The 25659-nt window shown below is 65.7% G+C and carries 27 protein-coding genes and 2 pseudogenes; 13 read left to right on the top strand and 16 right to left on the bottom strand.

From position 1 onward, the window contains the following. Nucleotide 1: 1 nt before the first annotated feature. Nucleotides 2–819, bottom strand: a pseudogene (locus AB0C35_RS37075) (IS5 family transposase). 1671 nt (nucleotides 820–2490) lie between these two features. Then, nucleotides 2491–3024: a hypothetical protein gene (locus AB0C35_RS37080; RefSeq protein ID WP_358466568.1), complete on the bottom strand. Its 534-nt coding sequence runs from the start codon at nucleotides 3022–3024 to the stop codon at nucleotides 2491–2493. A 278-nt stretch (nucleotides 3025–3302) separates the two neighbouring features. Between AB0C35_RS37080 and AB0C35_RS37085 the strand changes: the two are divergent. Next, nucleotides 3303–4387 (top strand): annotated as a pseudogene (locus AB0C35_RS37085) (IS630 family transposase). 25 nt (nucleotides 4388–4412) lie between these two features. Further along, on the top strand, nucleotides 4413–4643 hold the full coding sequence (locus AB0C35_RS37090; protein WP_358466570.1) for a hypothetical protein: 231 nt from the start codon (nucleotides 4413–4415) through the stop codon (nucleotides 4641–4643). Between the two features lie 89 nt (nucleotides 4644–4732). On the opposite strand, the gene AB0C35_RS37095 is transcribed toward AB0C35_RS37090, so the two are convergent. After that, complete coding sequence (locus AB0C35_RS37095; protein ID WP_358466572.1) at nucleotides 4733–6229, bottom strand: hypothetical protein; 1497 nt, start codon at nucleotides 6227–6229, stop codon at nucleotides 4733–4735. A gap of 325 nt (nucleotides 6230–6554) precedes the next feature. On the opposite strand from AB0C35_RS37095, the gene AB0C35_RS37100 reads away from it, so the two are divergent. After that, the gene (locus AB0C35_RS37100; RefSeq protein ID WP_358466574.1) at nucleotides 6555–7109 is read left to right on the top strand and encodes a transposase family protein; all 555 of its coding nucleotides are present in this window, start codon (nucleotides 6555–6557) and stop codon (nucleotides 7107–7109) included. A 35-nt stretch (nucleotides 7110–7144) separates the two neighbouring features. On the opposite strand, the gene AB0C35_RS37105 is transcribed toward AB0C35_RS37100, so the two are convergent. The 3 genes from AB0C35_RS37105 to AB0C35_RS37115 all read right to left on the bottom strand — a co-directional run bounded on the left by AB0C35_RS37105 (nucleotide 7145) and on the right by AB0C35_RS37115 (nucleotide 10169). Next, nucleotides 7145–8524 carry a hypothetical protein gene (locus AB0C35_RS37105; protein ID WP_358466576.1) on the bottom strand — a complete coding sequence of 460 codons (1380 nt, stop codon included), beginning with the start codon at nucleotides 8522–8524 and terminating at the stop codon, nucleotides 7145–7147. Nucleotides 8525–8751: 227 nt separating this feature from the next. Next, nucleotides 8752–9096: a helix-turn-helix transcriptional regulator gene (locus AB0C35_RS37110; protein WP_358466578.1), complete on the bottom strand. Its 345-nt coding sequence runs from the start codon at nucleotides 9094–9096 to the stop codon at nucleotides 8752–8754. Then, on the bottom strand, nucleotides 9093–10169 hold the full coding sequence (locus AB0C35_RS37115) for a site-specific integrase (RefSeq protein ID WP_358466580.1): 1077 nt from the start codon (nucleotides 10167–10169) through the stop codon (nucleotides 9093–9095). The genes AB0C35_RS37110 and AB0C35_RS37115 overlap by 4 nt, the downstream gene beginning before the upstream one ends. Before the next feature lie 172 nt (nucleotides 10170–10341). Between AB0C35_RS37115 and AB0C35_RS37120 the strand changes: the two genes are divergently transcribed. The 4 genes from AB0C35_RS37120 (at nucleotide 10342) to AB0C35_RS37135 (ending at nucleotide 13145) form a co-directional block, all read left to right on the top strand. Beyond that, entirely contained in the window at nucleotides 10342–11184 is an 843-nt protein-coding gene (locus AB0C35_RS37120; protein ID WP_358466582.1) for a transposase, read from the top strand. Next, nucleotides 11181–11435, top strand: coding sequence for a transposase (locus AB0C35_RS37125; RefSeq protein WP_358466584.1), 255 nt, complete (start codon nucleotides 11181–11183; stop codon nucleotides 11433–11435). The genes AB0C35_RS37120 and AB0C35_RS37125 overlap by 4 nt, the downstream gene beginning before the upstream one ends. A gap of 217 nt (nucleotides 11436–11652) precedes the next feature. After that, nucleotides 11653–11877, top strand: coding sequence for a hypothetical protein (locus tag AB0C35_RS37130; RefSeq protein ID WP_358466586.1), 225 nt, complete (start codon nucleotides 11653–11655; stop codon nucleotides 11875–11877). Nucleotides 11878–12380: 503 nt separating this feature from the next. Next, nucleotides 12381–13145 (top strand): hypothetical protein, encoded by a 765-nt coding sequence (locus AB0C35_RS37135; protein WP_358466588.1) that lies wholly within the window; start codon nucleotides 12381–12383, stop codon nucleotides 13143–13145. Nucleotides 13146–13711: 566 nt separating this feature from the next. Here the strand turns inward: AB0C35_RS37135 and AB0C35_RS37140 are convergent. The 4 genes from AB0C35_RS37140 to AB0C35_RS37155 form a co-directional block, all read right to left on the bottom strand. Continuing rightward, nucleotides 13712–14053 carry an integrase core domain-containing protein gene (locus tag AB0C35_RS37140; protein ID WP_358466590.1) on the bottom strand — a complete coding sequence of 114 codons (342 nt, stop codon included), beginning with the start codon at nucleotides 14051–14053 and terminating at the stop codon, nucleotides 13712–13714. A 78-nt stretch (nucleotides 14054–14131) separates the two neighbouring features. Further along, the gene (locus AB0C35_RS37145; protein ID WP_358466592.1) at nucleotides 14132–14455 is read right to left on the bottom strand and encodes an IS3 family transposase; all 324 of its coding nucleotides are present in this window, start codon (nucleotides 14453–14455) and stop codon (nucleotides 14132–14134) included. Continuing rightward, nucleotides 14452–14766 (bottom strand): transposase, encoded by a 315-nt coding sequence (locus tag AB0C35_RS37150; protein WP_358466594.1) that lies wholly within the window; start codon nucleotides 14764–14766, stop codon nucleotides 14452–14454. The genes AB0C35_RS37145 and AB0C35_RS37150 overlap by 4 nt, the downstream gene beginning before the upstream one ends. Nucleotides 14767–14794: 28 nt before the next feature. After that, on the bottom strand, nucleotides 14795–15454 hold the full coding sequence (locus AB0C35_RS37155) for an ATP-binding protein (RefSeq protein ID WP_358466596.1): 660 nt from the start codon (nucleotides 15452–15454) through the stop codon (nucleotides 14795–14797). A gap of 63 nt (nucleotides 15455–15517) precedes the next feature. Here AB0C35_RS37155 and AB0C35_RS37160 point away from each other — a divergent pair, with 63 nt between their 5' ends. Beyond that, nucleotides 15518–15712 (top strand): hypothetical protein, encoded by a 195-nt coding sequence (locus tag AB0C35_RS37160; RefSeq protein WP_358466598.1) that lies wholly within the window; start codon nucleotides 15518–15520, stop codon nucleotides 15710–15712. Here the strand turns inward: AB0C35_RS37160 and AB0C35_RS37165 are convergent. Further along, nucleotides 15678–16559 (bottom strand): nucleoside triphosphate pyrophosphohydrolase family protein, encoded by an 882-nt coding sequence (locus AB0C35_RS37165; protein ID WP_358466600.1) that lies wholly within the window; start codon nucleotides 16557–16559, stop codon nucleotides 15678–15680. The two genes, AB0C35_RS37160 and AB0C35_RS37165, sit on opposite strands and share 35 nt — an antisense overlap. A 122-nt stretch (nucleotides 16560–16681) precedes the next feature. On the opposite strand from AB0C35_RS37165, the gene AB0C35_RS37170 reads away from it, so the two are divergent. From AB0C35_RS37170 to AB0C35_RS37185, 4 genes are all read left to right on the top strand, one after another. Continuing rightward, entirely contained in the window at nucleotides 16682–16972 is a 291-nt protein-coding gene (locus tag AB0C35_RS37170) for a hypothetical protein (RefSeq protein WP_358466602.1), read from the top strand. After that, nucleotides 16972–17370 carry a helix-turn-helix transcriptional regulator gene (locus AB0C35_RS37175; protein WP_358466604.1) on the top strand — a complete coding sequence of 133 codons (399 nt, stop codon included), beginning with the start codon at nucleotides 16972–16974 and terminating at the stop codon, nucleotides 17368–17370. Before AB0C35_RS37170 ends, AB0C35_RS37175 begins: the two co-directional genes overlap by 1 nt. Continuing rightward, nucleotides 17367–18317 carry an ImmA/IrrE family metallo-endopeptidase gene (locus AB0C35_RS37180; RefSeq protein ID WP_358466606.1) on the top strand — a complete coding sequence of 317 codons (951 nt, stop codon included), beginning with the start codon at nucleotides 17367–17369 and terminating at the stop codon, nucleotides 18315–18317. Before AB0C35_RS37175 ends, AB0C35_RS37180 begins: the two co-directional genes overlap by 4 nt. A 210-nt stretch (nucleotides 18318–18527) precedes the next feature. Then, nucleotides 18528–19334 (top strand): thymidylate synthase, encoded by an 807-nt coding sequence (locus AB0C35_RS37185; RefSeq protein WP_358466608.1) that lies wholly within the window; start codon nucleotides 18528–18530, stop codon nucleotides 19332–19334. Between the two features lie 22 nt (nucleotides 19335–19356). Here the strand turns inward: AB0C35_RS37185 and AB0C35_RS37190 are convergent, their stop codons facing one another. Beyond that, complete coding sequence (locus AB0C35_RS37190; protein ID WP_358466610.1) at nucleotides 19357–19671, bottom strand: hypothetical protein; 315 nt, start codon at nucleotides 19669–19671, stop codon at nucleotides 19357–19359. 68 nt (nucleotides 19672–19739) lie between these two features. Beyond that, nucleotides 19740–20786: a nucleotide kinase domain-containing protein gene (locus AB0C35_RS37195; RefSeq protein WP_358466612.1), complete on the bottom strand. Its 1047-nt coding sequence runs from the start codon at nucleotides 20784–20786 to the stop codon at nucleotides 19740–19742. A gap of 55 nt (nucleotides 20787–20841) precedes the next feature. Between AB0C35_RS37195 and AB0C35_RS37200 the strand changes: the two genes are divergently transcribed. Next, entirely contained in the window at nucleotides 20842–21150 is a 309-nt protein-coding gene (locus AB0C35_RS37200; RefSeq protein ID WP_358466614.1) for a hypothetical protein, read from the top strand. A 904-nt stretch (nucleotides 21151–22054) separates the two neighbouring features. Here AB0C35_RS37200 and AB0C35_RS37205 read toward each other — a convergent pair. The 3 genes from AB0C35_RS37205 to AB0C35_RS37215 are packed head-to-tail and all read right to left on the bottom strand — an operon-like array spanning nucleotide 22055 to nucleotide 25406. Further along, entirely contained in the window at nucleotides 22055–22978 is a 924-nt protein-coding gene (locus AB0C35_RS37205) for a hypothetical protein (RefSeq protein WP_358466616.1), read from the bottom strand. Then, entirely contained in the window at nucleotides 22969–24138 is a 1170-nt protein-coding gene (locus AB0C35_RS37210; protein WP_358466618.1) for a hypothetical protein, read from the bottom strand. Before AB0C35_RS37210 ends, AB0C35_RS37205 begins: the two co-directional genes overlap by 10 nt. After that, nucleotides 24135–25406, bottom strand: a complete 1272-nt coding sequence (locus tag AB0C35_RS37215; RefSeq protein ID WP_358466620.1) for an N-6 DNA methylase — start codon at nucleotides 25404–25406, stop codon at nucleotides 24135–24137. Before AB0C35_RS37215 ends, AB0C35_RS37210 begins: the two co-directional genes overlap by 4 nt. Nucleotides 25407–25659 lie beyond the last annotated feature (253 nt).

Here is a 25659-nt window from a genome sequence, read left to right on the forward strand (position 1 = left end):
ATCATGCGTTGATCCATAGCAGGGCGGTGACCAGGACGATCGCTGCCCGGTAATTGCGGGCGAGTTTGTCGAACCGGGTGGCGATGCCGCGCCATTGCTTGAGGCGGCCGATGCAGCGTTCGATCACGTTGCGGCGCTTGTACAGGGCCGGGTCGAAGACCGGTGGGCGCCCGCCGCACGAGCCGCGGCGGGCACGTCCGGCCTGCTGATCGGCGCGTTCGGGGATGGTGGCGCCGATTCCCCGTGCCCGCAGTGACCGGCGGATCGCGGCCGAACTATAGGCCTTGTCGGCGATCACCCGATCGGGCCGGCATCGGGGAGGACCCGGACCCTGCCGCGGCACCCCGATGGCCCCGATCACTTCAGGGAAGGCGGTGCAGTCGTTGATGTTCCCGGGCGTGAGCACGATCGACAGCGGCAGGCCACGTCCATCGACCGCCAGGTGAACCTTGGTGGTCAGCCCGCCCCGTGACCGCCCGACGGCCGGTGACGCCCGGTTCGTCCCGCCCGGTTCCCCCTTTTGCGCGCTCCAGCGGCGTGCTGATGCGCACGCACGATGGTGGAGTCCACGCTGACGGTCCAGTCGATGCGACCGACCGAGTCGTCGTGGACCTGCACTCGGGTCAAGATCGCATCGAAGGTGTCGTCGGCAGCCCACCGCCGGTACCGCTCATAGACGGTCTTCTAGTTGCCGTACCGCTCGGGCAGGTCCCGCCACGGGACACCGGTGGCCAGCTTCCACAAAATGCCGTTCAACACCGTGCGGTGGTCAGCCCACCGGCCGCCCCGAGCGGACTGCGCAGGCAAGAGCGGCTCGATCCGCCGCTACGCCGCATCGGTCAACTCATGCCGTCTCACCACGACACACCATCGACCCACACCCACCAGATCGTCTTCAGCCAATCAACAAGATCCACCGGACAGGCCCTAGGCCTTGGTCGGCATCGACCGCCAGCGGCCCGGCTGCCGGTGGCTGCTGATCCGCCGCAACCGCCGCACCGGTGAACTGGCGTTCTACCGCTGCCACGCCCCCGGCCCCGTCCCGCTCCAGAGCTGGTCACCATCGCGGGTCGCCGCTGGACGATCGAGGAGGCCTTCCAGGCTGGCAAGGGCCTTGTGCGGCCTAGACCAGCACCAAGTCCGCACCTGGACATCCTGGTCCCGCTACCACCCTGGCCATGCTCGCCCACGCTTCCTGACCACGGTCACGACGTTCGCACACACCCGCCGGCCTCCCGCGCCCGACATGGTGCCCCTCCCCTTCGCCAAAGTTCAGCGTTTGATGAATCGGCTATCCGCCCGCTCTCCAGCAACCACCACGCACTACCAGCACTGGTCACGCTGGCGACGACACCATCAAGCCCATGCCCGCACCTGCAACTACCAGCAGCAATCCACCCGAAAGCACCAACATCGTCGAGATCCGCCGCGTCCCAAGGGCGATGGACGTGCTCCTCCCACGGGCTCATCGTGTCCACGACGTGGCGACGCTGCCTTCCCCATCACCGCACAGCACCTGCCGCGGCCCAGTACAGCTTCGGACGCCCCCCCCGCGCAGGCCCTGGCAGCCAAGCAGTACATGGCAACGGCCCCGGTATCAGGCTTCAGGTGTCTGTGGGGCCTCCTGGGACGGGCGCGACGAGTGGACGAGCACAGGTAGAGATCGTCGATGTGGCGGTAGTGGGGGGCTGGCCGCACCGACGGCCACGTCACCTACCGACGCTCCTCTTCCCCCGACGGCGGGACCCGACCACAATTGCTGCATGCCGCTGGCGCCTTCGGGGGGCGATGCTCAGCAACGTCCAGACGAATCCCACTCACGTCCCGCGCCTGGATGATGTGGCCGTAGACGGTGGTTCCACTTATCTGGTTATTCGACGAGCAGCCTTTACAGTCCTGCCCGAGCCCGGGCCACCGCTGGCTCATCTTGAGCTCTAGCAAGCGAACAAGAAGGGCGGCAACACCCCAGCTCAACTTCACTAGAAATAGAAACGTTGTCAGAGAAGCCAGAAAAAGGGCTAGAAAAAGAAGAAGTAGAGTGAGTTTTCGGGCAGGAGGAGTGAGGCAATTTAGATCAGATAAAACGAGCTAATCATCACCCGATTTCTCGCCGCCGCCTTTCCGTTTCGCTGCAGCGTACACCTGCCCCCTGCCCGGGCCATCCAATCGATTAGAGTAGCCCACAGAGTCGGTCCAGAGCCAGCCAGAGCGCTGTCAGAGGGGCACGTAACACTGCCTGGGTAGCCCTCCCGCGCTCGTCCCCCTTCTTCTCGCTGGCGCCTGCGGTGAGAGCCTGGATCGGGATCACGCAAGAACCCACCGTCTCGTGGGGGATGTTACGCGGATCCCAAGATCTCGCTCGGTAGCTGCGTCCGGAAGACGGATGTAGCTACGATCACCGTCAAATCGTCTCCCACGCGAGCGACCTGTACATCGAGCCAGCTGGTGGCTGATTCCTCGACCGAGTTCTCAACCATCGTCACGCGTTGATCAGGAGCGGTGGATGCTGGCGTCTCCGCTGACCTTGCCGACCTGGATGACGTTGCCGTCGACCCGGCTGTGCGCCACTACGTTGCCGTGATCCCCCACTACCTGCACTGCGCCAGCTTCGGACAGCAGGCGGCGGACGTCGGCCGCCAGTTCGGGGTCGGCGCTCAAAGCCTTGCGGATCGCCTTCCGCAGAGCGCCCAGGTTATCGGGGTCGTCCGGGTCTTCGACCATGTCCGCCAGGGCCTCGGGGAGTTCCAAGGCTGCTGCACGGGTACCGAAGATCCGCTGGGCCAGCTTGCGACCGAGACCCACTGTGGCGGTTGCGGCCTCGTCTTGGGCCTGGGCCAGCACCGCCGTCCCGTACGCGCCCACCGCCGTCACCACGTAGGGCGCCGCATCGTTCACCAACTCCACCAGTTCGCCGCTCATCTTGTCGCTGCCCTCTGTCGTCGAATTCTCCGTCAACGCCAGGTTAGACCTACGAATGCAGTCCACGAGGGGAAACGTCTGTTCTCGGCCGTTGTCGTCACGCACTGCCCGAACACGCTCGGCTTGCGCCGTCCCTGTCCCGCATAGCTGACCTTTTCATTCGTTTCGTTAACTGGAGGTGGCGATTACGGGGAAGCCCATCTAATGGTGGATCGTTCGACTGATGGATCAATCCTGACGCCCTTCAAGATCACCTAGACGATGGGCGTCAGCACTGAGCGAGACACGTACGTATTATCGGGCCAACATTCAGACCGAACGCCTCCGCTAGCCAAGCTAATGTTGTGAGTCGTTAGTTCTTTGGTAGTCGGTAGGCTGTGGGGATGCCGAGCCCGAAGCTGGAACCGGTGGTGTTGTCCGACGAGGAACGGTCGGTGCTGACCGGGTGGGTGCGCCGCCGCAAGACCTCCCAGGCGCTGGCGTTGCGGGCGCGGATCGTGCTGCTGTGCGCCGAGGGCGCCACGATCGCCCGGGTCGCCGAGCAGGCCGGCGCGTCGCGCAACACGGTGTCGAAGTGGCGGTCGCGGTTCCTGGCCGATCGGCTGGAGGGCCTGACCGACGAGCCGCGTCCGGGCCGGCCGCGGGTGATCACCGATGAGCAGGTCGAGCGGGTGGTCACTGCGACGCTGGAGGAGACTCCGGGCGCGGACACGCACTGGTCGACGCGGTCGATGGCGGCCTCGACCGGGATGTCGCAGTCGGCGGTCTCGCGGATCTGGCGGGCGTTCGGCCTCAAACCGCACACCGTGCAGACCTGGAAGCTGTCCACCGATCCGCAGTTCGTCGACAAGGTCCGCGACGTGGTGGGCCTGTACCTGAACCCGCCGGAGAACGCCCTGGTGCTGGCGGTGGACGAGAAGTCGCAGATGCAGGCGATCGACCGGACCGCCCCGATCCTGCCGATCATGCCCACCACCCCGGCGCGGATGACCCACGACTACGTGCGGCACGGCACCACCAGCCTGTTCGCCGCCCTGGACCTGTCGTCGGGGTCGGTGATCGCCCAGCACTACCGGCGCCACCGCCACCAGGAGTTCCTGCGGTTCCTCAAGCTGATCGACGCCGCCGTCCCCAAGGACCTGGAACTGCACCTGGTGCTGGACAACTACGCCACCCACAAGACCGAGCAGGTCAAGCGGTGGCTGATCCGCCACCCGCGGTTCCACCTGCACTTCACTCCGACCAGCTCGTCCTGGCTCAACCTGGTGGAGCGCTGGTTCGCCGAGCTCACCCGCCGCAAGCTGCGCCGCTCGGCCCACCGCAGCATCGTCGAACTGGAGCGCGACGTCCGCGGCTGGATCAACGAGTGAACACCGACCCCAAGCCGTTCGTGTGGACCAAGCCCGCAGACGAGATCCTCGAAACCCTTGCCGCATACTGCCAAAGAATTAACGACTCACGACACTAATGAGGCCATCTCCCCGTGTCTGCAGGTGCGCTCGACGGCACGCCCCGTCCAGGCCCCGGTGCCGGCGCTGCTGAGCCTGGAAGGCGACTCCAACGGCATCGCCGACGTCTTCCGCGAGTCGCCGTCCCGGCAGATGGCGATCATTGGTGAGCCGGGCGCGGGTAAGACGGTCCTGGCCCTCCTGCTGATCCGTGACCTCCTGCCGGAACCGGAGGCGCGCGACCCGGTGCCGGTCTTCCTTTCCCTTGCCTCCTGAAGCGCATGGCCAAGAAGAACTGACACACCACTCATGCCAACCAAGATGGGCATGAGGAGACAACTGAACCGTATTCACTCGTGCTGCCGTTAGACAGGGGGCCAGTCCCCCTGGCTGCGGAGCCACCCTTCGAGAATCATCGCGGCCTCGCGCTCTTCAGTCTCGGACTCCTCCTCATCCTCTTCCCAGGCAACGCTTTTGAACAGGTCTGTGTCGAGCCACTCATTCAACGGCCCATCCAGGTCCTCGCCGTTGGCTTCTGCGGTGTGTCGGCTCATCGCGGTGTAGATCAGGCGCAACTCCGTGCCGACCATATGATAGCGATCACGGCTCGGGAACAATTGGCGTTGCATGTTCAGGTCCCGATCGAATTCCATTCCCCCGAGATAGGCTTTGACCTCTTCGCGCAACGCTGCGTCGAGGTCAACCATATTCTCCCGACCGAGGCCCGATACCGTAGCGACCGCGAGATTGCGAGAACGAATCAGCGAAGCGAACCCGGGTACGGTGAAGGTCTTCCATAGAGCGGGTTTCCGGACCAGGAGTCGCGCAGCGATATCGTCGACCCGCATCTCTCTAGGGGGAAGCAGACTCGCCACGGCAATACTCAGATCGCGGCGGAATTCCGGGACGACCCGCAACGCTTGAGCCAGCACATCGCGGTCAATGTCACCCGGCATCACCTCATCTTCGTCGAAGACCAGCACCATGCCTGAACGCTCCACGGCCGTCTCCCTCAGTTGCTCATCGATATCCGATCCGACCTGTTCAATAGTAGACAATTCATTGCGAAAGTCGTCAACCATCACATCGCGAGCGGGATCCGGAGACGACGCAATGTAATTCCACAGGGAGACTTCGGCGGTCTGGGGTTGACCGAAGACAAGCGCGCGGATCCGTACCCGGCCATCTCCGTGCACGCCGGCCACTATGCCCAGGCCGGAATAGGTCTGCGGATCCTCGGCGGCGTCATGGAGCGTGCCGCCAGCCGTCGTGGTGGTGAGCCACTGCGGGTCGAAGGTCACAATCACACGATGCTCTCCGATGCTGAAAACGAGGTGTGGGTCCAAAGCGAGTTCACCTGTGGGGGCGTGCGGCGGGGCGAATGGAGGGTTAACGCATTGCATGGATGCTTCGAAGGAGACCGGTACTCCAGGACACACCCTGCCGACAGTGGCCTCGCCGAGCACCACCGCCTCGGTGTTCCAGGTCTCAAACAGCGAGCTGGCAGTAGCCACGAAAAGACCCGGGGCGAAACCTTGCCCATAGAAGGGCTTGGTCACGTCCAGTCCACTGGCTTGCGCCGCGCGCGAGACCGCGCCACCCCCGATCATGGCAATCCGCGGAAGATTGACGAAGTCGACGCTACCGAACCGCGCTCGCCAGCATCGAGCGGACTGCCGTAGTTCTTCCGAGAGTTTCTCGATCGGAATGGCCTCTACTGGCACCGCACCGGGCCAGCTAACGTTCATATCGCCACTGATGGATCCGACTTGGAAGACTGACCCTCTGACCTCCCCTGAGAGGTCATTTTCGACATCCGTTCTCGGAGGCTGAACTTCCTGGCCGCCATCATCTTCTTCCATGTTCCGACCACCCCTGTCAGGATCACGTTTCTCGGCAGGTCGCCTCAGATTCTAAAGCAATGCGAACGCGCCTGCTGGACAACTCCACGAACTGTAGGGCTACATCACCATCTGGCGGCCGCGGCCGGATGAGCTCCGGACTTTAGTCCGCAGGTGGTGGACGCTCTCGACACATCCGGCCTCTCTCAGCCCGACTCGGAACAAAAGGCTGTCAACGGCGGCCGAATCCTGGCTCTGGCACACATTCCGTGATCGCGGTGATCGGTAGGTCACGGTTCGGGGGTTCTGGCCGGTAGCCGGCTTCTTGATCACGAGCATCTGCGGGATGTCGATCAAGGAGTTGCTTGCGGTCTTGTTCCCTCATCTGGGCCGCGTGCGTGTTGACCAGGTGTTTCGCTCTTGTGCGACGGTAGGTGTCCGAGCCAGAACCGAAACCGCCGAGGCGGAGTGTCCCGGCTGCGGAACGCGCTCACGTCGACGGCACAGCCACTATGAGCGGCGGCTGTCCGATACCGCCGTCGGCGGCCAGGAACTGCTGATCCACCTGCGGGTCCGCAGGTTCTTGTGCCGCAACGACGCCCGCTCCAAGCAGACGTTCGCCGAGCAGGTCCCGGGCCTGACCATCCGCTACGGCCGACGGAGCGCGGGAGCATCCACGGCGTTGCACGCGATCGCGCTGGCGCTAGGCGGCCGCGCCGGTGCCCGCCTCGCGCACCGCCTGGCGCCTGCAGTGAGCCGGATGACGCTGATCAGGCTGATCCGCCGGATCCCCGAACCAGTCGTCCAGACCGGCCCACGAGTGCTCGGGGTGGACGACTTCGCGTTGCGGCGGGGGCACACCTACGGCACAGTCCGAAGCCCCGGAGTTCGCGCGAACTGAAGGTTTCTCACGATGAACTGGCGGTTCTTCGGGGTCTATGGGGCGTTCGGACCCTTGGGTTCGTTGGAACCGGCTGGGTCTTGGTCTTCTGCTGTGGTGGTGAGGAGTTGCCGGGCCGCGTTGGCGTAGCGGATCGCGGTGTTCTCGTGGATCCCGAACATCGCGGCGAGATGCAGGGGGTCGCCGCTGTGGACGAGGGATTCTTCGAGTTGTCGGTCGACGTGCAGGCGTTCCAGCGTGGCTTCCAGGCCCCAGAATGGTTTGGTGAGCCAGACGCGGCCGACGGCGCTGGTCTTCACTGCGGACCGTCGGTTGATCAGAGCGTGTGGGTTGGCGGTGTTCGGCCAGGTGGTCTGACGGAACGTCAGCCATTGGAGGATGGCCTGGTGGGTGAGGTCGTCGAGGGGGCGGGCCGTCCCGGACAGGGTGAGCCGCCGGTTGCCGAGATCGATGTCGTCCAGTTGCAGGTGCCTGATGTCTTGGGTCCGGGCGGCGTGGACGGCCGCCAGGATCAGAGCGAGGCGGTGGGCTGGTGTGGTCACGGCGTCGATCGCCGCGCTGATGTCCTCGGGCTGCAGGGGCAGGATCACGCCGGGGTCGTTGCCGGAGTGGTGGATGCGGAAGGTGGGATTGCGGAAGATCGTGCCGCTCTTCTTGCAGTGGCCGAACAGTGACCGCAGGACGCTGAGGGTGAAGTGGCGTCTGCTGCCGTGCAGGACGTTCACCGCGGTCAGAACGTCGTCGCGGGTGATCTCGCGGAGATGGTCGTTGTCGCTTGACCAGGTGAGCAGGATCGGGCGGATGTCGTTGAGGTAGCTGAAGATGGTCTGCGGGCTGCGGGCACTCGTGCGTGGCCCGCCGCTGCGCAGGACACGGATCCAGGTTTCGACGTCACCGCTGATGCCGGGGGCCATGCCGTCGAGCTTGCGTTCCAGCCAGGCCTCGAATGCCGGGACGCGATCGTCGTTGAGCAGGCCGAGGTGCTCGAGGATCTCAGCGGTCCGCTCGACGCCCAGGCCGCGGGCGCGCAGCATCGGGGCCAGTTCGGACATCCGGATGGTGTCATCAGGGGTATGCCCGGACAGCACGATGACCAGGCTGCGGTCGACGTCCTTGGCCAGCCAGCGGCCCCAGCCGCGAGCCTCCCCGAATGCTCGGGCTGCGAGCCTGGCCTGCACGAGGGTGGGGTTGGCCAGGTCGGCGTGCAGGCGCCGGTCGAAGCCCGAGTAGTCATGCTGGACCTCGAACGGCAGCCGAAGCTGAATCCAGCCGGTCGCTTTCCCGCTGGCGTCCGCGGCCTGCGCCCGTGGTCGTCTCCGTCCTTGTTTACCCAGCAGCGGACCGGGCTGGCGGAGACGATGCATACCGAAGAAGAACAGTTGCTGGCCTCGCAGCTCACGCAGAACGGGCTCCATGTCGTATACCCGGCCGTCGGATCTGACCTGCAGGCTGGCTTGCAGCCGGCACAGCCGGCAGTAACCACGCTTGATCGCCGCGGCTCGCCCGCAGGCGGCGCATTCGCCCGCCTCATGGAGACGGTCGAAGGTGGAGCACGATCGGCAGCGGCGCCCGGGCAGGACGCCCCAAGCGAAACAGCCGATGCAGCTGACGGCCGGTTTTCCTGGCTTGATCCGGGCCTCGGTCACGGCGGTGGGAGCGACCTGCCGGTCCGGTGCTTGGGCGTCACCGCCGGCCCACCAGACACCGATCCGGACACCGATGACGTCGCAGCGGCCTGGTCAGCTCCCTCCTCCGCAGGACGCTGAACTTTGTCGGGTTCGGGGATGAGGAGTTCCTCGACGCCGCAGCCGAGCACGACGCAGATGATGTTCAGGTCCGACAGCTTGATGCTGGCCGGCTCCCCGGACCACAGGCCCGACATCTTCCCCGCGCTGACGACCAGGCCGTGCTCGGCGAGCATCCGTTGCAGCTCGCTGGCCTTCCAGATGCCGCGGTTGGCGGCGGCCAGCCGTAGATTCCACCTCATTTCAGCAGTCCTTCCAAGCGGGTGGCGGCTCGTTGCTGGCCGGTGATCCAGGCGTCCTCGACATGGGTGCCCTGGACGTGGACGTAGGACATCGTGGTGGCCACCCAGGCGTGACCCAAGATCGTTTGGATGGCGATGAGGTCCATCCCGCCCAAGTAGAGCTGAGAGGCGCAGTAGTGCCGGAGAACGTGCGGGGTCACCCTGTCGGGCCAGTCCGGAAGATGACGGGCGGCGGCCTCGGCGAGTCCGGAGCGGAGTGTCTCGGCACTGACCCGGGCGGCGGTGCCGTCAGCGTTCTTGCGTTCCGACAGCAGCAGCGGAACACCGGGCCGGGTGTGATCGTCACTGAAATGGCCCCACACATCCTCAACGAACCAGCGCAGCGTCGCTCCGGCGTTGTTGATGAGCGGGACCATGCGCTCTCGCGGGCCGGACCCGCGAGAGCCCTTGCCCTTACGGACGTGGAGCTTGCCGAACCGGCCCAGCTCCCACTTGATATCGGCCAGGTCGAGGTGACGGGCTTCGTTGACCCGGACCCCGACCTCGGCCAGCAGGCGGGACGCAGCATAGTTGCGGGCGGTCGGCGCGAACTTGCGGCAGCTCGCCAACTCCTCCCGCCACCCTGCGAACAGCCGCTCCATCTGCTGCGCTGACGGCGGGATCCGCAGAGCCGCTCTGGTCTGTCCTCGCGGCCGGTTCATCTCATCGATCGGGCACTCGATCACCCGGCCGGTCATCTGGTGGATCTCGGCCTGGTGTCTCAGTTCGATGAACTGGAAGTAGGTCTTGAGCGCCTGGGCACGGGCCAACCTGGTGCCCTTGGCCGCGGTGCGCAGCACCTTGCCCAAGTACACATCGACGTCGGCCGGCTGCATCTCCCACAACGGCCGCCCGAACCACACCCGGCTCTGCTCGAGCTGGATCACTTCAGCGCTGATCGTCGCGTCGGTAAGACCAGCAGCGGCACGGGCGAGGACCAACCCGGCCAGTACGTCAGTCTCAAAGCCCGCGATCTCCTCCGGGCTCACCGGGGCGCGGACCTCACGCAGATCGCGTACGACTGCCAGGCTCAACTCGCGTCTCCTCGCCTTCACCGAACCAGCAAGACGAACAACCGAGACGATAGAACCTCAGAAATCCCGAGATCTCCTCAGATGACACAACAAGCATGAATGGATCAAGAAAGCCCAGGTCCAGGGACCACGGTGCGGACAGAGGCTCCAGGGAACTCCGGGGTTGTTTCATATGGTCGACCTGGTGACCGGCCGTCCCATCGATGTGCTGACCGACCGGGCGGCCGACACACTCGCCGCCTGGATGAAGAACCACCCGGGAGTCGAGATCATCTGCCGTGACCGTGCCGGCGGCTATGCCGACGGCGCTTCCCACGGCGCCCCGGACGCCATCCAGGTCGCCGACCGCTGGCACATGTGGCGCAACCTGGGCGATGCCGTCGAACGAACCGTCGCCAGGCACCGCGATCACCTGCGCGACTTGCCGCTGAACGCCGCCCCGACGGAGCCGGCGGCCTCGCCGATGCCAGCTCCCGCCCCGCCATATCCCGCGCCGCTTCCCGTTCTGCGCACCGGGCCGTTCGCCGATCAGATCCGGCAGCGGCACGCCGCCGTTCACGATCTCCTCGCGCACGGTCACGACCTGCGGAGCATCGCACGGACCCTCGGCGTGGCGCGCAACACCGCCCGCAAGTTCGCCCGGGCCACCTCACCTGAGGAGCTTCTGGCCAACACCGGGACCGGCCGCCGCCCGAAACTTCTTGATGACCACGCCCCTTACCTGCTTCGGCGGTGGAACCAGGGCTGCACCAACGCCGCGCAGCTGAGCCGGGAACTGCGTGAACGCGGGTACCCGGTCCAGAACCGGGCGGTTCGTGACTACGTCCGCGGCTGGCGCTCGACCGTCCCGGCCACACCAACCCGACCCGCCCGGCCCACGGTCCGCAAAGCCGCCGGCTGGCTCCTGCGCAACCCGGCACGTCTGACCGCAGACGAGCACCACCAGCTCGACGCCCTGACCCGGGCAAGCCCGCCGTTGGCCGACTGCGGCGGCACGTCTCCGTGTTCGCGATGATGATGCTCGACCGCCAAGGCCACCGGCTGGAGTCCTGGATGAACGCCGTCCAGGCCGATGACCTGCCCGAACTCCACTCCTTCGTCACCGGTCTACGCCGCGACTTCGACGCAGCACGAGCAGGCCTGACGATGCACCACAGCTCCGGCCCGGTCGAAGGCCACGTGAACCGGATCAAGATGATCAAACGGCAGATGTACGGCCGGGCCAACCCAGACCTCCTCCGCAAGCGCATCCTGCTCGCCGACTGAGCCGATCACGGAATGTGTGCCAGAGCCAGTATTCACGTGTCGTCGACACCGGGTTCACCGCCCCCTGACCACTGGGGATCGACGAACAGGGCCAGAGGTGCTGTCGTTCGCGCCGGGCGATGTGCCCCACGACCCACTCCCACCAGGGGCGGGCGAGGATGGTCTCGCCGCTTTGGCTCGTCTGATTCGGCGGCTCCATGACGCCGCGCGAGGCTGGATGCCATCTGCCGGTGCCGTCTGGGCGACGCTGCCGAGAACGCAGGACGTTCCGCTCGTCGACACCGACACCGACACCGAACTGGTCGGCTACCGCGACTCCTACCCGCGCAACGTGGTCTTCCGCGACGGGCTCCCCGCGGCCCTCATCGACTTGCTGACCAGGACTGCGTACGACCGCATCGCCTCGATCCAACGGAGCCAATCATCGCTTGAGGTGGCATAACCGGCCGTTCACGCGAGCGGTGCACCCTCCGCCAAGCATGACCGTACCGGTCGCCCGCTCTCGCGCGCTCAGCCCTGCACCGACGCGAGAATCGGGCTCCCGATTTCTCGCTGAGTGAAGTTTCACTGCCGATCAGGAAAGCATGCGTCGACAGAGATCTTCTTGTCATTGGCCTCAACCGGACGTCCATCGCGCGATTCTTCATCGAACGACCTGGTCATCGATATCAGCGAACTCATTGGTAAGGCTTGAATAGCCGGCTAGTATATTTGTCGGCGCCCAGAACGAACGGACGATGCGTTCTCCAGTCCGATCACCTGGGGGCCTGCATGACGTCGGCTGAGCGAACCGGTCACAGCAAGAACTGCGAGCAAGCGGAGAAGCCGCCGTGCGCCTGCACATGTGGAGGAGCCGAGCATGGATGGCAGGGCGCCCTTTCCATCGCCGCCGCCTCGTCTTCCGCCAGCTTGGACAGGTTGAGGCGGGATGCCGACAAAGCCTGGGTGCAGACCACGCAGCCTCGTCCTAGGCAGCGCAAGCCTGGCCCGGAGACCGTCGAGGGGCAGCACGCGGCGATCAGATCGTTCATCGCGGACGTCATCAAGTGGCTACGACGCGACCGAAGTCTCCACAACAACACCAGGCGGCTCGGCGAGCCATTCCGCATCTCCCGCGACACTGATCCGGATCAGCCACGTCGAAAGCCCACCCCCGAGGAGCAAAGCGAGTTCATCGAAAAGCATGTGATCCCGCAATTGCGCGATGACTTCGGCGAGCCGCGGATCAACGCCTTCCAGAAACAGGCCGGCAAGGCGCACTTCTGGTGTGAACTGCTGGCCCAGACCGCTCATGCGCTGTGCGTGTCCAAAAGGATCTGCGATGAGGCCAAGAGCGCGGTCGTCACAGCGCTGACCAGGGACGACGATCAGCGTCCGGACAGCTGGGCCGCGCTGCTGAAGGAGCGGGTTGTGATCGAACGAGCCGTGGGCCTGGTCTTCGAGCAACTGCCGAGGCTCGTGACCGGTGGTGTGACCGTCGGCGACGTGTTCCGCCTGATCTGGCCCGCCCGTGTCCTGGCCGTCCTGATGTGCCGGGAACCCCGTCGCCACTGGGCCGTCCGCCAGTACTGCATCCAGCCGATCGTCGAGCACGGGTCGGCCGAAATCCGACAGAAGGTCAAGGACCGTCTCCGTGAGGCGTTCCCCGCCGAGTGGCCCGCACTGGACGGCGGCGCATCGAGCGATCTGGGCGAGCGCAGGGCCTTTTAGGCCATCGTGGCGTGATCGGCGAGGACCGCGTCGGCCAGTTGACAGCAAGCCTCAAGCGTGCGGCCGGTGGCGAGTCGGGCTCGACGTCACAGGTGAGCCGCTCCCCGAAGACCTGCTCGCCCTGTACGAACTCGCAGTGATCTTCGTCCAGCTCCGGATATTGGCCCAGCACCTGATCGTCGAGTTCGTGACTCCGGGGCCGGCCGTCCGCAGATCCCGGACACGGGGCTCAACGACGAAGGCGGGCGCGGCCTCCGGCTGGCGACGATCCTCGCCGACGAATGGGGTTGGTATCCCGTCACAACCCCCAAGCCGGGCAAGGTCGTGTGGGCCTCCTGGGCTCTCGACCAGAACGCCGCCTCGTGAGGCTGCGCCTAGCGCTTCGTCTGCTCCCCCGACGCCGTTACGCGGTTTCGCCGCCCCTCGCGTTCATCGTTCCCGACGAGATGACCGGGCTCGAACTGGCGACCGGAGTCGGCTTGGCCTTCGCCTGCTCACGCGATGCCATGGCGGAGGAAGCGAAGCAGGCTCGGTACTGTCAATCCCCTCAAAGCGTGGAGACGGTGTTATGCCACTTCGGCCCTGAGCTGGGCCGTTGAAGCTCTCCTCGCTTCTGCCATCTGACGCTCGAACGTGATCGGAGCGAGCCCGTCGTTGGCGCTGTGCCTCCTGCTGGTGTTGTAGAAATCGGCGATCCAGGTCGAGATCTTGATGCGGGCCTCGGCGCGGGTGGTGAAGTGGTGGCGGTGCACGAACTCGACCTTGAGCGTGCTGTTGAACGCCTCGGCGGCGGCGTTGTCCAGGGCGCACCCGACCCGGCCCATCGACTGAGTGATGCCGTGCCGACGGCACGCGGCCGCGGTCTTGGCCGCGGTGTACTCCTTAGGTTCAAGGAGTCGTCGCAACACTGCCTGTCGGTGAGCATAGATGCTTGCTGAAAGCTTCGGCGGGAGTCTTCCATTCCAGCGTCTTGCGAGGACGGCTGTTCAGCGCGGCGACGACGGCGTCCAGGTCGGACGGCCGGCCAGGCCGAGCTCGGCCATCCGCGCGGCGACGGTGTTGACCGAGACCTTCCAGCCCTCTTCCCGCAGATCATCGGCGATCCGCGGGCTGCCGTAGGTGCAGCCCGAGGCGGTGAACAGCCGCCTGATCGCCTCGTCCAGCCGGGCCCGCCGCTGCTCGCGGGCGGTGGGGGCGCGGTTGATGTGCTTGTAGAACCAGGACTGCGAGACCTCCAAGGCCCGGCAGGCGATCGTGTGCGGGATGCCGTGCTCGGTCCTGCAGAACGCGATGAACTCCGCGACGATCATCGGTTCATCGAGTCCTTCACCCACAGGACCACTGATCGCTTGAGCACCTCACGCTCCATCTCAAGCTCAGCGCGTTCCTTCGTCCACTCGGCCTTCTGCCGGCGCAACCGAGCCAGCTCCTCGCGCTCGGACTCGCCCAGCGCCTCGCCCGCGGCCTCTCGCTCCCGATCGGCCTTCATCCAGTTGTGCAGCGTGTAGGGGTTGATCCCCAGGTCCCGCGCGACCTGTGCGACGGGCTTGCCGGTCTCCTTGACGATCCGCACCGCTCCCTCACGGAACTCCGGATCGAACCGGCGTCTCTTGTCTCCCACGACCCAACCATCTCTCTGGTTCAGGTCTTCACGCTACGAGGGGAAGCACAGGGGTGGTGTTCAGCGCGGTTGCGAGTTGGTCGACATGCTGCTCACGGAGCGGGCGCCACGCGGCGCGAGGATCGATGCCGATATTGAGGCCGGTGCGAAGGATCAAGTCCACCTGGCTGTGTTGGTCGTCCTGCAGTCGCGGTGCCTTGATGACCCACGGATCCATTTGGGTAAGGGCGTCGTCCTCGGCGAACAGGGCCGCGAGCTGGTGCCAGCTTGCCGCGTGCGTGGTGTTGTTGTGCCGGATCGGTGCTGCACCTTCGACGAGCAGCGGTCGCGGCGCAAGGCCCGGCACCACACGCATCATCAAGACATATTTCCCTGAGCCATTGTCCATGGGGACTGGGACAACTTCCGGCACCCACGGCGGGTCCAGAGTGTTGTGGCAGTGCTGGGATACCGCCTCGATCGTCCGTTCCTTGACTCCGGTGACCTCGCGGTCGTCGGTGACTCCGATCAGCACCAGGCCGCCGTGGGTGTTGGCCAGCGCCGCGACCGCCTTGGCGATCGACTGAGTCATGTTGGCCTTGTACTCCACCATGGGAGCCTCGGGACCCACCAGCGCGACCAGGCGGCGGATCTGGTCGAGCGTCACCTGGGACGGAGCGGCATGCAGGAGCGCCTGGAGAAGGGACACACCTCCATCATCGTGGAACGACGCGTTGCGTCGCCGCCCTTTTAGGCGCCACGGTTGCCGACCTTGGACAACATCACCGAGATGCTCGTAGGCGGCGCGCTCAAGCCCATCATCGGGCAGGTCGACCGCGCGTTCGGCGACGGCCTGGACCTGGATGAGCGCGCGCAGCGGTCGAGTGATGGTCTCGCGCGTGAGGCGGTCGGCTTGTGTCGAGGCATGGGGGTCAGCCGCGGGGGCCGGGAAGCGGTCCGACGGTGAGGTTCTGACCTGCCATGTCGAGCGTGATGGTGCCGCCACCCTGGCGGCGGAGCTGCCTCCAGGCGTGGTACCCGGTGAGGATGGCCTTCTCCCAGTCGGCGGCGCGGTGGGCCCCGACTTCCAGTTGCCCGACCATGGAGCTGATCGTGGCGAGGACCTCATTGTCGATGTGTCGTTTGCCTTCCAAGAAGTTGTGACGGCTTGCGTAGGAGAACACCATCGTGGAGATGCCCTCTTCGATGGCGATTGCGCGGCCACCGTCCTCGGCCTCATCGATAGCAGGGTCGGACTTGCGCTTGCGTCTCATGAGCGATCTCATCACCGGCGACCAGCCGAGGACCGCGGCGTAGGAGAGGTGGAAGACGTCGTGCATGCGGTAGTCGTCGTCGACGTGTGAGGCGTTGGTGAGGGGGTCTCCGACCCCCTGCCCATTCCAGGTGAGTACCGACTTCGGGCTCCCGTCGACGTCGGTGACGCGAAGGAGGAACTCCGCGTTCCGCGGGAGCCGTTCCCCGTCCGGGAACTTCTCGTCGAAGGGGATGTCCTCGGCGGCGGTGGGCCTCCACCGGTCTGCGATCTTGTGCAGGTTGGCGGCCGCGACATCGTTCAACTCCAGGCCGGCCCCGTCGGCCACCATCGCCAGGTACCACAAGGCGTCACCGAGCTCTTCGCGCAAATGGGCCTTGAACGAGGGGTTGGCCGCACCGTCGCGCAACTGCTTCTTGTAGGCGGTGGCGATGGCCCCGACCTCGCCGACCAGGCCGAGCAGCGGGACGGAGAGGGGGTCTCCGTCGGTGTCGGCCTGGAGGGTCTTGCGGGCGATGCGCTGGTAGGTGTTGAGTTCCACGGTCACTCCATGTGATGGATTTTCCGGCAGTTGTTGCCGGGTAATCAGGAGTGTGCCATGATCGGACAGTGATTGCTGGAGAATCCGACAATGCGACTGGGGGTGGGATGGCGACTCCCGGAGTGACCAAGCAGGACATCGTGAAGATCACCATTGAGCTGCTGGCGGCCGAGCAGGACAGGGACCCGGAGGACCTGTTCGCGGAGCTGCAAGCCGCCGGTCTGGACTTGCCGATCGACTCGCTGCTGATCACGGAGGTTCTGGCACGGGTCGAGAGCCACTGTGGCGGCGTCCGGATCGGTGCCGATAATGCGGCGGCGTGGTCCCTGCGGTCCGTGCACACCTTCGCCGACACCGTCTTGGCCGCTGTCGTGGCAGCCCAGAACATGCAGCAGAACAAGCAGGAGGCCTGATGAACGCGTCCGAGGAGAGCAACTCCACGGTCGACGAAGCCTGGGACCCGGACTGGCAGCTGGTGGGACTGCGGTTGCGTACGGCCCGCGAGTACCTGAACTTCGCCCAGCAGTACGTCTCCGACGCCACGGGCATCCCCAGGACCGCCATCAGCGAGATCGAGCGGGGCGCTCGCAAGGTCGACAGCCTTGAGCTGCGGAAGCTGGCCAAGCTGTATCGCAAGCCGATCGGGTTCTTCCTCGACCAGGACGCCGATGCCGCCGAAGCCGACCACGCGGCGCTGATGCTGGCGCGCACGCTAGGCCCGCTGACCGACAACGACCGGGAGCAGGTGCTGAAGTTCGCCGAGTTCCTGCAGTCGGCCTACGCGGCGCGGCAGGAAGAGGATGCGCGGTGACCTGGGCGTCGGCGCACGGCCGAGCGATGATCCGCGCCGCGCACGCCCACGCCGATCTGGGCATGGACCAGGGCGAGTACATCGACGTCTACCGGGCGGTGCACCGGGCCGGGCTGGAGCTGTTCGCCAAGCCGATGGATCAGTTGTTCGGTGTCTACCTCCCCTACGTGCCAGGGCCACGCGGAACTTTGTCGGGGGTCTTGCTGAACCTGCATCGCAGCCCGGTCGACCAGCGGCACAGCGCCGCCCACGAGCTCGGACACCACGTGTTCGGCCACGGAGAATGCGCCGCCGAGGGCACGCAGGTCTTCCAGGACACCGATCCGGCCACGTGGCCGACCCGGGAGAAGGAGGCCGAGGCGTTCGCGGCATGGTTCCTGATGCCGCGGAAAGCGGTCCGCAAGGTAATCGCCAGGCTCGGCGTGGACAAGATCACCACCCCCGATGAGGTGTATCAGGTCGCGCTTCACCTCGGTACTTCGTATCGGGGGACGCTGCGGCACCTGCCGAACCTAAAGCTGTTGAGCCGGGGGCGGGCCGCGGCCTGGACGAAGCTGCCACGCGGGAAGGTCCGTGCCCGGGCAGGCGGCGGGCTGGGAGCCGACCGCCCGGGTGAGGTCTGGGCGCTCGGCCCGGCGTCCCACGGCTCCCGGCTGCACCTCACGCCCGGCGACCGCCTGGTGATCTGCTCGGCCGGAGGCTCGGTCATCCCGTCGGCTCTGCCTGCGGGCGTCCGCCAGCAGACCGCCGCCCTTCTGGGCGGAGTCGGCACCGGAGGGCTGCTGGAACTGGAGATGGACGGCTCGGCCATCCTCGTCCTCGACGTCGATGACGACTTCTCTTCCGCGGGCCCGCTCCAGGTCGACATGGGCCGTTCCGCCAGCCCCTGGCAGGTGGCCCTCGCCCCTGTGCCCGGACTCCGCCTCGGGCACAACCCTCCCAGCTGACCGCCGCCCGCACCTCCTGGCCAGGCCCCCGCGCGGGCCATCCGCCTCTCCCCTGCCCTTTTGTCGATCACGACCGGCACGCAAGTCACCGCACCGCCGCGGCCCAGGGAACGTGCGCCTTCCCGGGCCCACGCAACACCCCGCGAGCAGCACGACGCGGCAGACTGGCCGCGTCGGCACGATCCGTCACCGCGAGAAACGGATACGCCAATGTCCCTGCTGTGCATCCAGGAAACCAACCTGTCGCAGGCCTGGGTCCAAGCCGTACGCGCTCTCGACGCCCTCCCCGGCCAAGCGCGGGCCGTTCACACGGTCGTGTCGATCTCCGACCCCACCGTCGAGGACCTCGCTGTGCGGGCCATGCTCGACGACCTGCTGGAGCGGATACCCGACTACAGCGTGACCACCGTCGCCAACACCATCTTCCCCTACGCGATCGCCGCCACCAGTTCCAGCCACCGCCAACTCGTGGACCGCTACGTGAGCTGCCTGCCGAGGCTGAAGCAGTTCGACGGCAACCAGTACGGCACCTACTTCAGCCGGCTCGTGCACTACCCCGCCAAGAACGGACCCATCGACCAACTCGGGCGGATCCTCGAACGCCTCCCCAAGGCCGGACGGGCCCGCTACACCCGCTACGAGGCCTCCATCGACGATCCCGCCCAGCCAGCGTTCGACCCTCCGGCCGAGGAGCCCTCACTGGCAGCGGGCGCCTCGATCTACCTGCCGGGGTCGGACAACACGCCGGGAACCTTCCCGTGCATGAGCCACTGCTCGTTCCAGCTGGACGCCTCCGGCCGCCTCCACCTGCTGGCCACGTACCGCAGCCAAGACATGGTCCGCAAGGCGTATGGCAACTACCTGGGGCTCGCCCGCCTGCTGTGCTACATGGCCTCCCAGTCCGGACTGCTACCCGGCCGGCTGACCGTAGTGGCAGGCCAGGCCAAGATCGAAGAGTTCCGCAACAACGTGTCGCTGATGCTCTCCCAGTCCATGATTCCCGGGCTCGGACCGTGACCCCCCTCGGCAGGGCCGGAGGCTACGGCCAGGTCCGGCCCAGCCTGGGCGACGCCGCGGACACGCTCGGCATCCCGGGCGGAGGGCAGGCGGCAAGCATGCTGCGGACCCGGCTGTCCGACAGGACCGACAGGCACTCGTCGGCGTAGGCGCTGAACTCATCCAACGTCGCCGCCCACGCCGGGTCGGCGGGCGGCGAGGCGTCATCGGCCTCCAGGTGAAGATCACGGCGGATCCGGGCCTCCAGCCGCTCCATCGCCTCCACCACCACCCACAAGACCTCTGCGGCCTGGGCGTCGTTCGCCTGCGGCGTCACGGGCATCGGGTCGCTGCTCACGTCGCGGCCCTCCCTTCGGGTGCTTGCGCTTGTCGATAGCGGTGGGTGCCGGTCCGGTCTGCGCGGCATCATCTCGCGTGCGGATCGGCAGGGGGAAGCTCTTCGCCGTTGATCTTCCATTTCGGTGGGAACCACGCGGTCATCGGTGCGGTATCGGCCCTGTAGGTCTGCTTGATCCGGACCCGCCCGCTGATCCCCGACACCTCGGGATGCGCGACCCGCGCGTACTTGTCGGTCTCGCAGAACAGGTTCTGGCAGTCGATCAGCTGCAGTGGACGACGCCCTCCCAGGCCCTCGAAATCCAGCCCGAGCCGCTGGAAGTGCTGCTGCTGGGTGTCTGTCACGTAGCGGATCACCTCGGCCTCGATGCCCGCTGACGCCGGGCCGAAGCACTTTCGGATCCCGTCGCATGCGCCAGGGCCGGCGACGACGAAGTCCATCTCCTCGAAGGCCAGCAGCGAGCTGTAGTTCAAGTCGATCAGGAACTGGAACGCCAGGAACCGCCCCAACCCCGGATAACCCTTCAAGACTTCGAAGGCGTGCTCCATGCTCGGTGCCTCGGCGACGCGCTCCGGCGCCCCGTCCGCCATCATCAGCTCCAGCAGCCGCAGGTGGTTGCCATGCTTGCGGTCCGCGCCCAGCGGGGGCTGGGGCATGAGGTAGGCGGGTGAGTAGATCCGCTGTCCGCGCTCCAACGCCGCCCCCAGCACCGCCTCATAGGCCTGGCGGCGGTAACCCGACCAGCTCACCTCGCCCACCGCGGCCGACAGCAGCCGCCAGGTGGAGATCCGGTTGAACAGCTTGAACAACAGCGTCCGAAAAAACACCTCACGCCACTGCTGGTCACCCCGGTAGCTGACCTGCCCGATCAAGTACTGGCTGACCCGATCCGAGGCCCGATAGCAGTTGGTGAACCGGTGTGCCCCCAGGATCGGGTCGCTGGTCCACGGCGGGGCCTGCCCGGCGAGTTTGCGCCGGTACACCTCCTGCCGCTCCGCGGCGAACCGCCAGTAGGTGTCGAACACCGCCGTCGGACGCAGTCGGCGACCCGCGATGGCCACCTCCGCCAGACCAGCCGCTCCCGCCTCGCCCTGCCCGATCGTCGCAACCGCCATGGCAGGATTGTACTTCTAATATATATTCGATGTATATCGAATGGACGGAGAGGCGATGGACCTTCTCAAGGATTCGGTCAAGCGGATGACCTCGGTGCAGTGGCCCGAAGCCGTCGACGCACGCCTGGACACCCTGATCGCGCTCGCCGCCCGCGCGGGAGAACAGGTCTCTCGCTCCCAGATGCTCGCCGCCCTTGTCGCCGACGCCGCGATGGACGACGGCGAGTTGGGCGAGAAGGTGCGCCGCTACCGCAGCCAACTCCCGGCCGAGTTCATCACCGAGACCTCCCGAGCGGGAGATCTGCCCACCCTGCACCGCCCCGGCAGAAAAAGGCGCGCTCAGCAGGCCGGAGCACCGGCCTGACGCTGGCGGCTAGTCCGCTCCGCCAGGCAAGGGGAGTGTCGCGGAGCGGCTGGCAGTCTCTGCGCACAGCCGAGGGAGGGCTTTTGTCGCTGTTGACCGCTGTATCGAGCTCTTGGCGACAGGACGGCCGCGAGCACATGGATGGCCCTCGCACGGCGTCCCGGGTATCCCGGCATCGGTACCAGCGGCGTGTTTCGACCATCACGGCGGCACCCCGGTCAATTAGGAATCGCCCCGGAGGAGGCGTCGAGACCGCGCAGTCCCAGGACTCCCTCGCCCACGCCTCGCGCGTGTCCTTCCAGTTCTCGGACCAGCTTCTCGGGCGCCGGACGGGCGACGGGCTTCTGCGCGCGGCCGCGCCGAGGCCGGGCGCGCTGCGGCATCGGCGCACCATTCGAGGAAGGCCCGGCCGGGGACCCGGGTGGGGCGTTAACGCGTGCTGATTCGGTGGTGGGGTTGCCAGCGACTCACGTTCGAGGAACCGTGAACTCCCTCGGGTGATCGGCGCGGCAGGTCAGCGCGTCGTTTCGGTGCTTCTGCAAGCAAGGGAACCGGCCAGCGAGGCAGGGAGGTCAGCTGGCAGTGTTGCGCAGGGCGGACGGGATGCTGCTGGCCGGTTTCAGCGTCTGCCGCGACGGCGTGATCGGCTGCGGCTCCCGGGTTGCGACGCCTTCTGATGCCGAATTCCAGGACCTGCCGGCGGTCGCGAAAAGTGAGGTCGAGCGGGGCGCTAGCGCTGTCGCGTCCGCCCGTCGCCATGGAAGCCCTGAAACGGGCGGGCTGAGATCGAGCCGGACAACCGGGAGGTGCCCAACGCCATGGTGCGATGCCCCTCGTGGGTTCCACCTCATGGCACCTGGACAACCAACGTGATCAGTGGTTCCGCGGACCTTCCTATTTAGGCCTACTCGTCGAACATAACGAGTTCCCATACTAGCTCGTCCCATGTTTCCTCGCGGACCGCACGCGACGCCGACTCTTTTAGCGCCAGAGCGATCTGTGAGCAGAGAAACTGCGTTATCCCCATGATCGTTAAACGCACCTGGTCCCAGGTTCGCGCTTGTTCTTTGACATCAATGAAGGGTGGGCGATTAGGCATGCTGGCGACATGTGAGAGAGTGTTTCTTCGCTCCACAAACTGCGAGAAGTGCTGCCCGATGATCTTACCCATGTGGTCAGGCAGGATCCGCCTGACTTCGATGACCATCTGTGTGACGGCTGTCTGCCCGTCGGGGGCTTCCGGCTGCATTGCCTCTGCCAAACCAGTTCCTCGCCAGAACGTGGAGGTGCCAACCATCTCTGGCCACGGTGGATCTAAGTTCCCGAGGTGCAGCACGTGTTCGACCAAGCCTTCATATGCGGCACGAACGTTCTCATCCGTCGGCGCCATGGCTGGTGCTACCGGGAGATTCTGATCGACGCTTCCAACCACCATGCCGAGGGTCCAGCCGACCACAACCGGCTTCCAGCGGTCGGGGATATCGGCCGGCACATTCGGGACTTCCGCGAATAGTCGTGTAGTAACCGCTTTTCGCAAATCCTCGCCAAAGTCGTAGCTCGAACCGCTTCCCTGGAATACCGCGAGCACCCAGCTCGCAAGCAGCGAGTGGTCCGCCCCTACGGCGACCAAGTCGTCGATACATGTGGCAATCTTTCGGTTGCCCTGCCATGTCGTCTCGTATCGGTCGGCGACTTCACTCAGCCACGAGCGCTCGCGTCCTATCTGGGTAAGACGGTCCTCGAGTAATTCTGCTCGTTCGTTATCCGCGGCGAGCATCCGGTACAGCTCCGCAAACACCAGCGGCGACAGTTCGCAGGTTAGCTCCACAGCGCGTGCTCCAACTGCACGTCCAGAGGCACGAGCTTTTCATCGCTACCCGTGAAGTCGAGCGTTTCAGGCGGTACCGGCAGACGGGCCAGGTTGTCTTTCCGTATCCCAGGGATGAAGTCTCCGGTCAGAAAAGCTTGTCTCAGGCCGTATCCGGTTTGTCCGTTGAGATAGTGCACGATGGCGGGCCCGTTCGAACGGTCGTGTAGACGCAGCACGAACAAATTGCGGTCGACAGCGGTGGTTTCGGTCGCGAGTGCAGCGTGTGGCCGTGCGCCCACGGCGGCTACAAAGACGTCCCCCGACTCAGCCACCACGGGCCTGGCGTCCAACGAGACCCAATGGCGAACGGGCTTTCCACCGAGTACTGCGATGTCAGTCACCTGCATGAGCCCGGGTCCAGGTTCAGTCTGGTATATTTCGCGCGGCACGTGACGCCCTCTGGTGATCTCCTCACAGAGATCGGCCAGTGGTATACCGGCGTCCAACGCCTGGGGGCTCGGGGTTGCGAGCGCGGTCGCCCACTCTTCACGCGAAAGGTCAGCAACACGCCACCAGGTCTCGGCGGCTTCTTCCTCTTCTCGATGCGTCCCTTGCTCGATACTCCGCAGTCGCTGGTTGATGACGTCGGCTTTGGCTGATGGCAGCACGGGGATCTCTAGATCGAGGAACGCCGACTTTGTGGTCGAACGCCCGAGAGTTCCCGTGGAGAGATGGGCGCGAAACGCAAGGCCCGTACGGCTTGTGAGAACGCCCCAAATCCACAGCCCCAGGCCTTCCTGCGGTCGCAGCGCGAGAAAGGCCGACGAGACGAGTGACCCGACGTGGTCTGGGTGCACCAGTAGCAGTGGAAGTTCTGGAGTCATCGGCACCAGGAGATCCCCTGGACGGAGGCCCTTCGCAGACTCCCGCACCTGAAACACAGCACCGCGGTACTTGCGGCTCCGTTTGCGGACACCGCCACCAACCGGATCGAGGCTCGCCGGAGTGATGACAGGCACTTCCTTATCGACCCAGTCGTCCGCAAGCAGAGTCGTCCCCAGATCGCGCAGCGGCAGTGTCTGAGCATTGTGGCCCGGCCAACTCAGTGCAGTCCTCGTCAGGACCACGGGATCCCAGTTGCGGGCATCGCGGAGTGACACTACCGTCGAGGTGATCACTGCTGGTCCCCATTGATGTGGGTCAAGGCGGCTTCGAGTGCCGCGCCGCCCGGGGCTAGCTGTGATTCCCAATCCTCCCCCAGTTGGGCGATGAACGTGTCCGTCGGCGCTGTATTGTCGATCACCATCAGGACCGAGCGAATGCCAGTTCCATGCACGGCCCCCGCAGGAAGTCCAAGGATCGCTGCGACCCGGTACCGCGTCGCCAGGAAACGCCGATAGCGCTCAGCGTTGCGGCGGAAGGTAATACCGGCAGGCAGATGCAGAACCGCTCGGCCACCGTCAACGAGCAGTTGCACGATTCGGTCAAGAGCTACCACGTCACCATCGCGCGTGGTCGAGCCATCGAGCAGTTCGCGATCTTCTTGCATCCTGAGGCCGAGAGGTGGCGCCGAGACTACGCAGGTTGAGAGCGGCAGGTCCTCATTCAAGAAAGCATCAGCCGTAACGATCTCAACCGGAACTGGCGAGACGCTGCCAATAGAACGGGCAACGTCGGCCATCCTCTGGTTGATGTCGCAACCCAGCACGGTATATAGCCCTATGCCTTGTTTTTGGGCATAGTCGATGGCTTCCCAGAGGAACGAGCCCGCCCCGCAGAACGGATCGAGTAGGTCCCGGGTGAGATTGGAGCCAGCCAACTGAGCCACGGCTTGGGCCACAGCCTTGTGGCTGGTGAACAGCCCAGCTTCCCTGCCTCGACGTTCGAACTGGATCACTGCTTGACGGCGCGCCTGCCAGAGCGTCTCTTCGTTCACCGGTACCAAGGAGCCAGTTACCGTGCGGAGGTTATTCAAGCCCAGGACGATGTCAGGGCTGAAATCGGAGTCCACCGTCGGCCTGCCCTTGTCACGCGAGCGGGCTGCTGCCTTCCAGAGTTCGTCGGCAAGCATCGTCGTCACCAGATCGACATCGGTGATCTCGCCCTCCCCCCCATGCGGCGGTGGCGCCGGTCCGTCCACCGCCGTTAGCCGCTGAATACCAGCATCGGTTCGGTACCACTCAGTTCCATTCACCACGACATAGTGATCGACAGTGCCGAGCATGTCCCGAGCGCGAGCCAGCGCTGACAGTCCCGCCTCGGGGCGGATGACAGCGGAGGACGCCTTCACCTCGACCACGGCCCAGGGCACGAGGGTGCCCTGGGAGTTGGCTGCCCAGGCAACGGCATCGGGACGCAAGTCCCGCGTGCCAGGGATCTTGGGCTCGAACTGCACAAACTCGTATCCTGCCGCAACGAGGGCGTCGCGGATCGATTTGTTTCTCATGATCAGCTCGCGTCCTGGTACGTGACGCAAGTCGCGTCAACCTCGGCCTTGCGCTTGCTGTGAACCTTATCCAGGCAAGACAAGCAGCACGTCGATACTCGCTGGGGGGCCGCCCGAGCGACCCCGCGCCGCGGTGACCGATCGGGCTGATCGGCTGTGGTCAAACCGCGCTCCATATGGTACTGACCAAGTCTTGGCCGCGCCCACACGTAGATCCTCTGGCTGCGCATCAGCAGGTCCGCGGCGACCTCGC

Origin of the sequence: Spirillospora sp. NPDC048819 (assembly GCF_040650055.1) — a bacterium.
Lineage (GTDB): Bacteria > Actinomycetota > Actinomycetes > Streptosporangiales > Streptosporangiaceae > Spirillospora.